Genomic DNA, 13,937 nt, shown 5'->3' with positions numbered 1-13,937 from the left:
TTCCTGCCCGAGAGCCCTCATGAGCCAGACCCTCTCCCTGGCGCCTGAACGCAAGTTCGGCGCTCCGCTGTTCGCCTTGTTGCTCCTGGTGGGCGGTGCCTTGTTCCTGCAGACCCAGGTGGGGGCGCGACAGGTGCTGCTGTTACTGCTGGGTGCCGCCCTGGGGCTCACCCTGTACCACGCCGCCTTCGGTTTCACCTCGGCCTGGCGGGTGTTTATCCGCGATCGGCGCGGTGCTGGCCTGCGCGCGCAGATGGTCATGCTGGCCCTGGCGGTGTTGCTGTTCTTCCCGGCGTTGGGGGCGGGCAGCCTGTTCGGCCAGCCGGTGGTGGGGCTGGTGGCGCCGGCCGGGGTGTCGGTGATCTTCGGTGCCTTCATTTTCGGCATCGGCATGCAACTGGGGGGCGGTTGCGCCTCGGGCACCCTGTTCACCGTCGGCGGCGGCAATGCGCGAATGCTGGTGACCCTGGCGTTCTTCATCTGCGGCTCGCTGATTGCCACCCATCATGTGGACTGGTGGTTTGCCTTGCCGTCGCTGCCACCGATCTCCATCGTCCAGAGCTTCGGCGTCGGCCCGGCCCTGGGCTTGAGCCTGTGCCTGTTCGCGCTGATCGCCTTGCTCACCCAGACCCTGGAAAAACGCCGCTACGGCAGCCTCGAAGCCCCGGTCGCCAGCCAGCACCAGGGCTGGCGCCGCCTGCTGCGCGGCCCCTGGCCGCTGGTCTGGGGCGCGGTGGCCCTGGCGTTGCTCAACTTCGCCACCCTGGCCCTGGCCGGGCGCCCGTGGGGCATCACCTCGGCCTTTGCCCTGTGGGGCGCGAAAGTCGCCAGTGGCTTGGGCGTGGACGTGGGCAGTTGGGTGTTCTGGCAGGGCGCGGCAAACGCCAAGGCCCTGGCCGCCCCGGTGTGGCAGGACATCACCAGCGTCATGGACATCGGCATCGTCCTGGGGGCCTTGCTGGCAGCGGGACTGGCGGGACGTTTTGCCCCCAACCTGAGAATCCCCACCCGTTCCCTGGTGGCGGCGGTGATTGGCGGGCTGCTGCTGGGCTACGGTTCGCGCCTGGCCTATGGCTGCAACATCGGCGCCTACTTCAGCGGCATCGCCTCCGGCAGCCTGCATGGCTGGCTGTGGCTGGTGGCGGCCTTTATCGGCAACGGCGTCGGCGTGCGTCTGCGGCCCTGGTTCTTCGCCGAAGAGCGCAGCCCCCAAGGCCTCAGCGGCTGCTAACCACTTTTCGTGGCGAGGGAGCTTGCTCCCGCTCGGCCGCGCAGCGCTCGTAACGCCGACGGTTGCGGTGTATCAGGCAGAACCGGGAAACCGCTCTTGGGCTTGCTGCGCCATCCGGCGCGAGCAAGCTCGCTCGCCACAGGGCGCGCGGTTCCCGTCCTGGATGAGGGTCAGGTTCCGGACTTGATCTTGGTCCAGGCCCGGGTCCGCGCCCGCTCCGCATCACGGGGCAGCGGTTGCAGGGTGTACAGGGTGCTCATCGCCGCTTCCGTCGGATACAGGTTGGGGTTGTTGCGGATCGAAGGGTCCACCAGTCCGGTGGCGTCCTTGTTCGGGTTGGGGTAACCGACAAAGTCGCTGACCGGGGCGATCACCTGGGGTTGCAGCAGGTAGTTGATGAAGGTGTAGGCATCTTCCGGGTTCTTGGCGCCTTTAGGGACCGCCAGCATGTCGAACCAGATCGGCGCGCCTTCCTTGGGCAGGCGCATGTCCACGGTCACGCCGTTCTTGGCTTCCTTGGCGCGGTTGGCGGCCTGGGAGAAGCTCCCCGAATAACCCACGGCCACGCAGATGTCGCCGTTGGCGATGTCGGCCATGTACTTGGACGAATGGAAGTAGGTGATGTACGGGCGGATCTTCATCAGCAGCGCTTCAGCTTTCTCGTAGTCCGCCGGCTTCTTGCTGTTGGGGTCCAGGCCCAGGTGCTGCAGGGCCAGGGGCAGGATCTCCGAAGGCGAATCCAGCAGGGCCACGCCGCACTGCTTGAGCTTGCTGATGTTCTCTTCCTTGAAGATCAGGTCCCAACTGTCCACTGGGGCCTTGTCGCCCAGGGCGGCCTTGACCTTGTCCGGGTTGAAGCCGATCAGGATGGTGCCGTACATGTAGGGCACGGCGAACTGGTTGCCCGGGTCGTTGGCCTCGATCAGCTTCATCAGCTTGGGGTCCAGGTGGTTCCAGTTGGGCAGCTTGCTGCGGTCCAGGGGCTGGAACACCCCGGCCTCGATCTGCTTGGCCAGGAACACGTTGGACGGCACCACCACGTCATACCCGGAGTTGCCGGTCAGCAGCTTGGCTTCCAGGGCTTCGTTGGTGTCGAAGATGTCGTAGACCAGCTTCACCTGACTGTTCTGCGCCTTGAAATCTTCCAGGGCCTTGGGGGTGATGTAGTCGAACCAGTTGTACACCCGCAGCGTGCGTTCCTCGGCGTGGGCGGCGGTGCCCAGCAGGCTGGCGCACAGGGCGGGAACCATTAAGCGTTTGAGTCTTTGCATGATGCGAGTCCCTCACTGGGCGCTTTGAAAACCTTCGAGAACGTTCACGGCGTTGATGCCGATTTCCTCTACCGCGTAACCGCCTTCCATGACGAACAGCGTCGGCTTGCCGAGGGCGGCGATGCGCTTGCCCATGGCCAGGTAATCCGGGCTGTCGAGTTTGAATTGCGAGATCGGGTCGTCCTTGAAAGTGTCCACGCCCAGGGACACCACGATGATGTCGGCGTCATAGCTGTGGATCTGGTTGCAGGCCTGCTCCAGGGCTGCGCTCCACACATCCCAGCCGCTGCCGGCGGCCAGCGGGTAGTTGAAGTTGAAGCCTTCCCCGGCGCCTTCGCCGCTTTCGTCGGCATAGCCCAGGAAGAACGGGAACTCGGCTTCCGGGTGGCCGTGGATCGAGGTGAAGAGCACGTCGCTGCGTGCGTAGAAGATCGACTGGGTGCCGTTGCCGTGGTGGTAGTCGACGTCGAGGATCGCGACTTTCTTGCGGCCCTGGTCGAGGAAGGCCTGGGCGGCGATGGCCGCGTTGTTCAGGTAGCAGTAGCCGCCCATCAGATCGCTGGCGGCGTGGTGTCCTGGTGGCCGGCACAGGGCAAAGGCACTGCGGGCACCGCGCTGGATCACCGCCTGGGCGGTGAGGGCCACTTGCGCCGCGCTGTAGGCCGCCTGCCAGGTGCCGGCGGTGATCGGCGCGCCGCCGTCGAAGCTGTAGTAGCCGAGCTGGCCGTGGAGGCTGGTGGGAATCACGCTGCGCAGGGTGCGCGCCGGCCAGGTGTAGGGCAGCAGGTCGCCGTCGATGCCCTGTGCCGCCCAGCGCTCCCAGGCGCCTTTGAAGAAGTCCAGGTAGGCCCGGCTGTGGACGCGTTCGATGGGCCCCAGGCCGAAGTCCTTGGGCGCCTCTACCGGGCCAAGGTTGCGGTACTTCACCCGGTCCAGCACATGGTCGGCCCGGGAAGGCATTTCAAAGCAGGGCATCAATTGCCCGTCGATAAGTTCACAACGGCCGTGGTGCAGGTGGTGATCGTCCGAGTAGATCGTCAGCATTTTCTTGTTCTCCGCAGGCTGATTCGGTGGATCACAGTCTTGCGGGGCGCGGGGTTTCGGAGAACGGCAGGAGCGGCCAAAAGGGGATTGATCTGGCCAAAGTGTTTGACCGAAATTCGCCCCTTAAAGAGGCGCGGCGCCCCATTGCGGGGCACCACGGGGTTCAGCCGGCCGGCGGGGCGGGAACGTAGCGCTGCAGCACTCTGAGCATGTCCTCGCGTTTGTTCCGGGCGATGGCTTCCAGCAACAGCGCGTAGCCCTTTTTCTCGCAGTGCTGGCCGACATTGGGATCGGCGCCTTTTTCCAGCAGCAGGGTGAACAGCTCCAGGGTGTCCTGCTGGCTGACGTAGGGCGCCTTGTCGTCGGCGGAGGTCTTGTCGGCCACCAGGGTCAGCAGGCTCTCGCCGACGGGCTGGTTGTAGCAGGTGCCACGGCCGTAGCTCAGGTTGAGGTTGGCACCAGCGGCTATCAGTTGTCGTACGGCTTCGTAGTTGTTGCCCGAGAACGCCCGATACAGTGCGGTTTCACCATTGTCGGTTCTGCGCCGGTCGAGGTTTTGCGGGTGTTGCAGCAGCCAAGTGAAGCCTTGCAGGCTGCGCTTGTTCTCGGCCATCTGCATCAGGGGCGTCTGGCCCTGGCTGTCGGGCTCGTCGAGGGCGACGCCAGCGTCGATGAGGAATTTCAGGCGCCCGCCCTGGCTCAGGTCGGGGCTGTCGCCCAGATCGCGGCGCATGGCCAGGGTCGCCAGGGTGGTCCAGTTGTACAGGCCGCGGGTGTGGGCGCCGTGCTCCAGCAGCAGCCGGGCGATGTCCAGGCGCGGGGCGTCCAGGGCATGCAGCAAGGCGCTGCGACCATCGTCGGCCATGACCTCGCCGCTGATGCCACTGGCCAGCAGGCGCTGCACTTCGCTCAGGTCGCCGGCATCCACCGCGTCCACCAGCGGCCAGAAGGCCTGGCAGTCCCGGGGGTTGGCGGCGTTCAGGCCCAGGCGCTGCAGGACCCGGGGCGGGATGCTTATCTGGCGTTTCAGGCGCAGGCCGCAATACACCCGATAACCCTCGATGGCCCGGCCCTGGTGGATGTTGTCCTGCGTGCGTTGTTGGTAGATCGCCCAGTCCAGGTCCGCCAGGTTGAGGTAGGTCGGCATGCGCCCGGGGTCACGGCGCAGCACTTCCTTGAGCCAGGGGCGGGCGGTTCTCAGGTGTCCGGCTTCGCTGGTCCAGTAGGCGATGTCGTTGAGCAGGCCGGCGTATTCACGGCGCTCGGTGGCGATGCTGCGAAAGTCACGGGTGACGAAGAAATCCTCCACCCGGTTGATGCCCGGTTGCTTGTCCTTGGCGGTGCGCAGTTGTTCGTGCAGCGCGCGGAATTCTTTCCAGATGCTGTCCGGGTTCGAGGCTGGCGCTGGCACAAAGGCGTTGACGGTGATCGGCCCGCTGCCTTGGGTGAAAGGGCGGAACCACGGCGGGAATGTCTCCAGGGCCTGCAACCACTGGCGCCCGGTTTCATCGCTGATGGGTTGCTGCGGGGTGAACTCCATCTGGGTCAGGTCCCGGCGGTGACTGATCGCCAGCAGCGGGCGCTGCGGATCGCGCTGGTCGATCAGCAGGTAGCGTCGGCTGAGTTGCCAATCGCTGGGCTCCTGGCACTTGAAGTCGAGCGAGGTCAGGGTGATGCCGGTGTCCAGGGTATTGCTCGTGGGCCAGTTGTCGGCGACTGGCACCGGATACTCCGGGGCCGCACAGGCCCGCAGTTCTTCGGGGCTGAACAGGGCCATGGGCGGCGATTTGTAGACCCGCTGCTGGTACTTCAGGTCCTGATAGGCGTTGAGGTAGAACAGCCCGCGGTACTGGGTCAGGATGATCCGCGCCGGCACTCGCTCCAGGCCCGGCACGGGGAACGGCTTGAGCTGCAGGGTGGCGGTTTCCGGGTAGTCGATGACGAAGTAGCGAGCCATTCCCGACCATTTGATCGCGCCCAGGTCCAGGTCGAAGGCCTGGGCGGCGGGTGCGCCAGCCAGCAGCGCCAGTGCCAGGCCGAGCCCGCGAATGCCGATGCGCCGGGCGATGGCGGTCAATAGGTTCACGTGTGCAGTCCCTTGCCGGTAGAAAGCTCGGCAATGTAATGCAATCGGCGCCGTTGTGCCGGGCTTTGTTTCAGGGGGCTCAGCGGGTTCGGCGCCACGCCTCAAAGGCGAAACGCCGTCGCCGGCGGTGGCGGCGCAAAGCTTTGCAGCACCTTGAGCATGTCGTCGCGCTTGCGCCGGGCCATGATCTCCAGCAGCCAGGTGTAGCCGTTGTTCTTGCAGTAGCGGCCGAGGTTGGGGTCGGCGCCTTTTTCCAGCAGCAGGGTGAACATGTCCAGGCTCTCTTGCTGGCTGACCCAGGGATTGATGACCTCGGGCGAGCCCTGTTCGGCGACGATCATCAGCAGGCTTTCGCGAATCGGCTGCCCTGCGCAAGCATTGCGGCCGTAGCTCAGGTTGAGGTTGGCGCCGGCTTCCACCAGTTGCCGGGCGGCAGCGTAGTTGCCGCCCTTGAGCGCCAGGAACAGCGCGGTTACCGCGTCTGGCCCGCTGCGCTTGTCGAGGTCCTGGGGGTGTTGCAGCAGCCAGTTGAAGCGCTCGATGTCCTCGCGGTTTTTCGCCATTTCCTGCAGCGCGGTGCCGCCCTGGGCATCCTGCTCATCGATGGCGGCACCGGCCTGCAGCAGGAAGTTCAGGCGCTTGGCCTGGTTCAGGTCGGGGTTGTCCTTGAGGTCGCGGCGCATGGCCAGGACCACCTGGGTGCGGCCGTTGTACTGGCCATCGGGGCGGGCGCCATGGGCCAGCAACAGCCGGGCGATGTCCAGGTCGGGTTTGTCCAGGGCGTGCAACAGCGCCGGGCGTCCGTCGGCGGCGATCACGTCGCCACTCAGGCCCTTCTCCAGCAGGCGCCGGACTTCGCCCGCGTCACCCTGGTCCACCGCTGTCACCAGCGGCCAGGCGCTTTGGCAGGCCGGTTCGCTGGGGGCCTCAAGGCCCAGGCGCTGGGTGACCCTGGCGGGGACCCCAAGCTGGCGTTGCAGGCGTAGCCCGCAATACAGCCGATAGTTCTCCATGGCCCGGCCCCGGTGCCGGGTGTCTGCGGGCTGCTGTTGGTACAGGCGCCAATCCAGGTCCGCCAGATTGAGGTAGGTCGGCATGCGCCCAGGGTCGCGACGCAGCACGTACGCCAGCCACGGTCGGGCGCTCTGCAACTGGCCGGCCTCGGTGGCCCAATAGGCGATGTCGTTGAGCAGGCCCGGGTAGGTACTGCGCTCGGGGGCGATCGCGCGAAAGTCATGACGGCTGAAGAACTCTTCCACCCGGGCGATGCCCGGAGCCTTGTCTTTGGCATCGCGCAATTGCGTGTGCAGCTGGCGAAATTCTGTCCAGACCTGCTCCGCGCTGGGCGGCGGCGCATAGGGCTTGACGCGCAGCTGGCCGCTGCTGGCGTCAAAGGGTTCCAGCAGCTTCGGGTACTTCTGCAGGGCTTGCAGCCATTGCTGCTGCAGTTCGGGGGTGATCGGTTGCTGCGGGGTGAAGTCGATTTGTGCCTCGCCCTGGCGCTGACCGATGGCCAGCAACGGCCGCTGGGGATCGCGGCTGTCCACCAGCAGATAGCGATTGCTCAACTCCCAGCCTGGGCTCTGGCAGTCGAAACTCAGTTTGGTCAGGCTCAGGGCGGATGCCAGCTGCTTGCTCGACGGCCAGTTGTCCGTGGCCCCAACGGGTCGCTGCTCGGGCACGCAGGCCTGTAGTTCCTGGGCGTTGAACAGCGGCAGGGGCGGCGACTTGTAGACTCGCTGCCGGTACTGCCCATCCGCATAGCCATTGAGATAGAACAGGCCGTGGTATTGGCTGAGGATCACTCGGGCCGGCGCCTGGGCCAGCCCGGGCAGGGCAAAGGGTTCGAGTTGCAGCGTGGCGGTTTCCGGATCGTCCAGGAGGATGTCGCTCTGCATTTCCCACCAGCGGATTTTGGACAGCTCGAAGGCCTGGGCGAGGGGGAGGCCGGCTAGCAGCACCAGCGCCAGGCACCCCCCGCGAATACCGATGCGCCGGGCGATGGCGCCTGTGATTGGGTTCAAGCTTGCAGTCCCTTGCCGGTTTCAAAGCTCGGCAATGTAATGCAATCGGCGTCTTTATGCCGGGGTTTGTCTCAGGGCCGGAACTGGCTCGGCGCCACACCGCTCCAGCGGATGAAGGCATGGCGAAAGCTCGCGGTCTCGCTGAAGCCCAGGGCTTCGGCAATCCGGTAGATGGGCATCTGGTCTTCGCAGAGCATTTGCTTGGCCCGCTCGAAGCGCAGCTCGTCCAGCAGCTCCTGATAGCTGCAGCCCAGGTCGCGCAGGTGGCGGCGCAGGGTCCGGGCCGAGCAGTTCATCTGTTCCGCCAGCCCTTCCAGCCCCGGCGCGGCGTCCAGTTGCGCTGCCAGCAGCTGGCGGATGCGCCCGAGCCAGGCCTGGCGCCCGGTGAACTCGGTGTTCTGTTTGCGGCAACGCTCGGCCATGGCCTGGTGGGTGATGGCATCCGCCAGGGGCAGGGGGTGTTCGAGCCATTGCTGGTCGAAGGCGAAGGCGTTGCTGCGGGCGTTGAACTGCAGCGGACAGTCGAAGGCTTCGCGGTAGCGCTGTTGATAGTCCGGTGCCGGGTAATCGAAGCGCGCCCCCAGCAGCGGCAGGGGGTGGCCCAGCAAGTCGTCGCAGATGACCTTCAGCGACACCAGGCAGAACTCGGTATTGAACGCCGCCAGGGCCGGGCTTTCGCGGTAGCCGGCGGCGGTGAACCAGATGCGCGGGCCGTCGGCTTCCAGGCTCAGTTCGAAAAGTGTTCCCAACAGCGCCGGATAGCGCATGGCCAGGCGCAAAGCGTCACCTAAGGTGGCACTGGTGAGCAGGGCATAGCCGAGCATGCCGTAGGAGGAAACGTGCATGCGCCGGCCCAGTTCCAGGCCGATATCCCGTTGCAGGGCCACGGCATTGGCGCACACCAGCATCTCTTGATTGGTGGTGATGCGGGTGTCGGCGCGGCTCAGGTCGGCGGGGTTTATCCCGCTGCCGGCCAACAGGGCTTCACTGTCCTGGCCCTGTTCCTTGAAGGTGTTGAGCACCAGGGAAACGGCGTTGAGGGTGGTGAGGTGCGAGTGCAGCATGCGCAGATTCCAGCCAGGGGAAGACCCTTAATCGGAGCAAGTTGCATGCCGCCCGCGATCAGACCTGCGGTTTGCCGGCCCGCTGCATGGGGCATTCCGAGCGTTGTGTGGCTAGTGACTTGGCGCTTTGATTGGTGCAACCTGCCTGCCATTCATCGCCTGAAGTGGCGGTGCAGCAACCTCGATAAAGGACTATGTATGACCCTCATCCCTGCGCGTTCCCTGCTTCTGGTCTCCGGCTTGCTCCTGAGTTCGCTGTGCCTGGCCGAGGCTGAGCCAGGCAGCGAAAGCACCATCAAGGACTCTGCCAAGTCAGCCGTCTCATCAGCCATTTCGGCAGGCAAGAACCTCTTGGGCGGCGTCAGCGAAGGTGTGCTCGATGGTCGCCAATCGGCGCAAGGCGTCGACGGTGCCTCGATCATTTCCTCCCGTGAGCAAATGAAAGGCCGCGTCGATGTCCAGGTATTGAAAACCGAAGCCGTCGGCGACAGCTTCAACGTCACCCTGGGTTTCAAGAACAGCAGCGACAGCCAGTTGCGACTGATCAACCTCAAGCAGACCGGCGCTCTGCTGGCGATCGACCAGGACGGTTACGCCAACAATCTGACTGTCAGCCTCGACAACCCGGACGAAGTCACCATCCCGGCCAAGGCGGCAGTGCGGCAGAAGTTCGTGTTTGAAGGGCCGATCGAGAGCTCGAGTTCGGTGCGGGTCTGGGGCCAGGATTACTCGGTCAAAAAGTAACCTGACAGCCACCCTCTGCTCGTCGTCGAGCCGGCAGCTACCGCAGTAGCCACCGGCTCCCGAGCGCGAGCTTCAGCTCAACTCGCCACACAGATCGAGTTCGACCAGGCGCCGCACTTCGGCGCTTTCCAGCCCGGCACCGAGCAGCGCATTGAGCTTGCCGAACGCCGCTTCGCGAGTCATGCCGCCACCAGACAGCACGCCCACGCCGCGCAGGCGGCTGCCGGCTTCGTAGATGTCCAGCTCCACACCGCCTTCATGGCACTGGGTCACCGCCACCACGACGATGCCTTGCTCCTGTGCGCGCTTGAGACTGGCCAGGAACGCCGGGTTGTCGCTGGGCCCGGTGCCGCTGCCGAAACATTCCAGGACCAGGGCCTGGATGCCGCTGTCGAGCACGCCGTCCAGCAGCTCGGCGCCGATGCCGGGGAACAGCGGCAACACACCGACCTTGGCCAGTTGCTTGGCCTGGCGGTAGTCCAGTGCCGACGGAATCGCTTCGGCCTTTGCGCCGCCGCCATTGCGTTGCAGGGCGGCGAACGGGTGACGGCCGAAACTGCGGATTTTCGCGCAGCGGGTCGGCGCCAGCAGCTCGCCGTGGAAGTACAGGTGCACCCCCGGTGCCAGGCCCTGGCCCAGGGCCAACAGGGCGCCACTGAGGTTTTCCCAGGCGTCGCTGTCAGGCACACCGGCCGGCAGCATCGAACCGGTGAACAGCACCCGCGCCGGCAGCCCCAGCAACTGGAAGCTCATGGCGGCGGCGCTGTAGGCCAGGGTGTCGGTGCCGTGGAGGATCAGCACGCTGTCGCAACCCTGATCCACGGCTTCGACCACCGCTGCACGCAGGCGCTGCCAGTAGTCGGGGGTCATGTTGGCGCTGTCGATCAGCGGCGCCATCTCGCGAAAGCGCCAGGCCGGCACCACCAGTTCGGGCTGGCTGTCGAGGTAGGCGCGCATGCGCGCGTCGAAACCGGACGCCGGGGCCAGGCCGTCGGCGCTGGCCTGCATGCCGATGGTGCCACCGGTGTAGAGCACCATGACGTGCTGGGCGGCAGGGTAGGTCGAAGGGTTCATGGGATTCTCCGAAACGGTGAGTTCCTGTGGGAGCGGGCAAGCCCGCTCGCACATTTATCGCACTGTAACCGACGGGTGCAGAGGATGCGCCCGTCGTTCACCCGTCAGCGTTGCGCTGCGGGCACGCCTTGCGGCTCGGCCTGGGTGACGGCCGAAGATTCGGCAGGCCAGGCCTTCAGGTCCAGGTCCAGATCGGCGAACTTGCGCGAGTCGAACACCGGCTGGTCGACACCGGCGCGGCGCTGCTCGTCGTAGTCGCGCATCACCCGCAGGCCGACCTTGAACAGCATGGCCAGGGCCACCAGGTTGACGAAGGCCAGGCAGGTCATGGTGATGTCGGCGAAAGCGAACACGGTTGTAAGGTCCTGCATCGAACCCCAGACCACCAGCGCCAGCACCAGGCCGCGGAACAGCATCAACACAGTGCGGTTGCGGGTGAGGAACTGCAGGCTGTTCTCGCCCAGGTAGTAGTTGTAGAGGATGCAGGTGAAGACGAACAACGACAGCGCGACACTGACGAACAGGCGGCCCCAGTCACCGACCACGGCGGCCAGCGAGTTCTGGGTCAGGACGATGCCGTCGCCTTCGAAGCCCGGGGTGTAGAAGCCCGACAGCAGGATCAGCAGCGCGGTGCAGGTGCAGATCACGAAGGTGTCGAGGAACACGCTGAAGGCCTGGACCACGCCCTGGGCGCCCGGGTGCTTCACGGCGGCCACGGCGGCCACGTTCGGCGCGCTGCCCAGGCCCGCTTCGTTGGCGAACACGCCACGTTTCACGCCCATGACGATGGCGCTGCCCAGCAGGCCAGCGAAGGCCGGGTCGAGGCCGAAGGCGCTCTTGATGATGGTTTCCAGCATGGCCGGCACGTGTTCGATCTGGGTGCCGATCACGTACAGGGTCACGGCGATGTAGGCCAGGGTCTTGATCGGAACCAGCAGGTCGGACACCGCGGCGATGCGCTTGATGCCGCCGATGAAGGTGATGGCCAGCAGCACCGCCAGGACGATGCCGGTGTGGCGTGGGTCAAAGGCAAAGGCGTCCTGCAGCGAGTGCGTCACGGTGTAGGACTGCAGGCCGATGAAGGCGAAGCCGTAGGTGACCAGCAGCAGGATCGAGAACACCACCGCCATGCCCTTGAGCTTCAGGCCGTGCTGGATGTAGTAGGCCGGGCCGCCGCGGTACAGGCCGTCGCCGTCGGCGCGCTTGTAGACCTGGGCCAGGGTGCACTCGAAGAAGCTGCTGGACATGCCGACCAGCGCGGTCACCCACATCCAGAACACCGCGCCAGGGCCGCCCAGGGTCACGGCGATGCCGACGCCGGCGATGTTGCCCGCGCCGACCCGACCAGCGAGGCTGAGCATCAGCGCCTGGAACGAGCTGAGCTGGCCGCCGCTGCTTTTCAGGCTGTCGCGGAACACCGCGAACATATGGAGGAAGTGGCGCAATTGAACGAAACGCGAGCGGATCGTGAAGTAGCTGCCGAGCCCGACAATGAGCACGATCAGCACTTTCCCTGAGAGGAAGTCGTTGATGACTTCGAGCATGGATTATTCCTCGCTGTTTTTTGTGTAGGCAAAAGCAGAACGGACGGAAACATTCAGTTACACCGCTGATTGCACGCACGGCAAGGCGGTGGGGCGAGCGTTCGTCCCGGTTCTATATTTCGCGGGTTGTTATTAGTTCGGGTTTCCCGTGGGGTTGAGCCTCGTTACCGACGGCTGTCCACGTGAAGAGGGGGCGCACTATACCGGTGCGCGGGCTCGCCGTCTGCATGTTGCGTGTCGAGCCGAGGAACGGCAGTGCCGGCGGTGGGCTGAAACGGTTCTTGTCCTGCCCGGAAAATCCCGCGAACAGAGGCTCCAAGGGGGCCGTATCAGCTCCGCGAGCCCCCTGCCAACCGTAGGAGCTGGCTGGCCAGCGAAGGGGGCCGCTTGAGCGGTGTCCGTCTTGAAGCCCTGTTCGCCGGCCAGCCGGCTTCTACGGAGCGTGGGATCAGAAGTAGTAGCCGATGTTGATATTGGTCCGGTAATACCACTGGTTGCTGCCGCTGGAGGTGGTGCTGGTGAAGCCGCTGCCATTCTCGGCACCGCCGTAAGGGTTGGCGTTCCTGGCCCAGGTCAGGTCCAGCCAGGCCATCACCGGCAGTGCCAGGAACTGCGCGCCAACGGTGTACATCTGCGAGTCGTCCCAACCTTGTTGGTCTTTGCGCATGTGGCTGTAGTCGTTGTACAGCTTGATCCGCTTGAGTTGCCCAAGCCCAGGAGTGTCGATGTCGTACCCCAGGTTCAGCGAGGCCACGCTGGCCCGGGAGGCGATCAGGTAGGCCGGGGTCAGGCCGTTGCCGCCCATCAACACCGAATGCTTGCTGACGCCATTGGGGTTTTGTGGGTCGAACTGGTAGCGGATGGCCTGGCTGGTCAGGGTCCAGGGACCATGATTGATCACCGCGTGCAGCCCCGCGGCCCAGTAGTCGCCGTTGTCCCGGGTGCTGGCGTTGTACAGCTGGGCGGTGGCGAGCGACACGCCAAGCTCGGTCTTCCAGTCGTCGACGCTGAAGGTCCTGGCCAGCCGGGCGTTGACCTGGTTGCGTTTTTCGTTGTCTTGGCGCGATTGCACGGCGGCGATGGCATTGTCCTTGAGGTCGACGTAGCGGCCGACCTCTGGTGAGAAACGAAGGTCACTGGGCAGCATCCGCGGGAAGTACGCCAGTTGCACATCCCAGCCTTGGTCCTTGTGGCTGTACTTCAAGCCACTGGCGCTGCTGGAGCCGTAGCCGAGAAAAAACGGGATGTGATAGCTCCAGCCAAATTGCGGGTAGGGCTCCAGGCCAAAGGGTTTGAAGGGCGCTCCCAGTTGCAGGGTCGATTGACTATTCAGCCGATAGCCGACGAAGCCCCGGTCGATGGCGCGCTTGCCGTCATCCTGGAACCAGTAGCCCAGGTCGCCATAGAACTGTTTGTGGCTGGCCTGGATATCCAGGCGGAAGGTGTCGAACAGCAGGCGGCCGTTGTTTTCCGTGGTCTGCCAATGCTCGTCGCGATAATTCAGGCGCAGGGCGCCGCCGATGTCCAGGCTGCTGTCGCCGTCCGTGCTGCGCCAGGAAACATGCGGGAATGGCTTGTTGGCGGCGTTGGCGCGCACCGGTTCGGAAGGCACCGGTTCAACGGCGAAACCGGCGCAACTGATCACTAGCAGGCTGGCCCCCAGGGCGTGACGCTTCATCTTGATCTCCTCCTTAATGAACTGAGGAGGGCAAGAGCAGAAACCATGCCAGTCGCCACGTTGTTTTATTATGAAAAAATACTTTTAAATCAATGATTTATATGAGAAACAGGGCTCCCTTGTACAACCCTTGGAACAGCGGGTTACAGAGGTAACAGGGGGCCTTGCCCGGTGCGT

Annotated in this window: 10 protein-coding genes; 2 read left to right on the top strand and 8 right to left on the bottom strand. The window is 64.9% G+C overall.

Going from position 1 to position 13,937, the window contains the following annotated elements; translation table 11 throughout:
- The first annotated feature begins 19 nt into the window (after positions 1 to 19).
- Entirely contained in the window at positions 20 to 1,231 is a 1,212-nt protein-coding gene (locus tag ACMGF8_RS04590) for a YeeE/YedE family protein (protein WP_207166786.1), read from the top strand.
- A 170-nt stretch (positions 1,232 to 1,401) separates the two neighbouring features.
- On the opposite strand, the gene ACMGF8_RS04585 is transcribed toward ACMGF8_RS04590, so the two are convergent.
- The 5 genes from ACMGF8_RS04585 to ACMGF8_RS04565 all read right to left on the bottom strand — a co-directional run bounded on the left by ACMGF8_RS04585 (position 1,402) and on the right by ACMGF8_RS04565 (position 8,720).
- Entirely contained in the window at positions 1,402 to 2,502 is a 1,101-nt protein-coding gene (locus tag ACMGF8_RS04585) for a polyamine ABC transporter substrate-binding protein (RefSeq protein WP_102862356.1), read from the bottom strand.
- A 12-nt stretch (positions 2,503 to 2,514) separates the two neighbouring features.
- Positions 2,515 to 3,546, bottom strand: coding sequence for a histone deacetylase family protein (locus ACMGF8_RS04580; RefSeq protein WP_102862355.1), 1,032 nt, complete (start codon positions 3,544 to 3,546; stop codon positions 2,515 to 2,517).
- Positions 3,547 to 3,709: 163 nt separating this feature from the next.
- Positions 3,710 to 5,632: an ankyrin repeat domain-containing protein gene (locus ACMGF8_RS04575; RefSeq protein WP_416758832.1), complete on the bottom strand. Its 1,923-nt coding sequence runs from the start codon at positions 5,630 to 5,632 to the stop codon at positions 3,710 to 3,712.
- Between the two features lie 101 nt (positions 5,633 to 5,733).
- On the bottom strand, positions 5,734 to 7,656 hold the full coding sequence (locus ACMGF8_RS04570) for an ankyrin repeat domain-containing protein (protein ID WP_416758830.1): 1,923 nt from the start codon (positions 7,654 to 7,656) through the stop codon (positions 5,734 to 5,736).
- A gap of 71 nt (positions 7,657 to 7,727) precedes the next feature.
- Entirely contained in the window at positions 7,728 to 8,720 is a 993-nt protein-coding gene (locus tag ACMGF8_RS04565; RefSeq protein ID WP_102862353.1) for an AraC family transcriptional regulator, read from the bottom strand.
- 198 nt (positions 8,721 to 8,918) lie between these two features.
- Here ACMGF8_RS04565 and ACMGF8_RS04560 point away from each other — a divergent pair, with 198 nt between their 5' ends.
- Complete coding sequence (locus tag ACMGF8_RS04560; RefSeq protein WP_041120452.1) at positions 8,919 to 9,464, top strand: hypothetical protein; 546 nt, start codon at positions 8,919 to 8,921, stop codon at positions 9,462 to 9,464.
- Between the two features lie 72 nt (positions 9,465 to 9,536).
- Here ACMGF8_RS04560 and ACMGF8_RS04555 read toward each other — a convergent pair whose 3' ends face one another.
- The 3 genes from ACMGF8_RS04555 to ACMGF8_RS04545 form a co-directional block, all read right to left on the bottom strand.
- A complete protein-coding gene (locus ACMGF8_RS04555; RefSeq protein WP_416758827.1) occupies positions 9,537 to 10,538 on the bottom strand; it encodes an asparaginase in 1,002 nt (333 codons plus the stop codon).
- Positions 10,539 to 10,642: 104 nt separating this feature from the next.
- Positions 10,643 to 12,082 carry an alanine/glycine:cation symporter family protein gene (locus ACMGF8_RS04550; protein WP_102862350.1) on the bottom strand — a complete coding sequence of 480 codons (1,440 nt, stop codon included), beginning with the start codon at positions 12,080 to 12,082 and terminating at the stop codon, positions 10,643 to 10,645.
- Positions 12,083 to 12,530: 448 nt separating this feature from the next.
- Entirely contained in the window at positions 12,531 to 13,760 is a 1,230-nt protein-coding gene (locus tag ACMGF8_RS04545; RefSeq protein WP_102862349.1) for a hypothetical protein, read from the bottom strand.
- Between the last annotated feature and the right edge of the window lie 177 nt (positions 13,761 to 13,937).

The sequence above is a fragment of the Pseudomonas sp. BNK-7 genome (assembly GCF_048072025.1).
GTDB lineage: Bacteria > Pseudomonadota > Gammaproteobacteria > Pseudomonadales > Pseudomonadaceae > Aquipseudomonas > Aquipseudomonas danubii.
The sequence above is the reverse complement of the archived record's forward strand: the minus strand, read 5'-3'. Positions and strand labels throughout refer to the sequence as shown.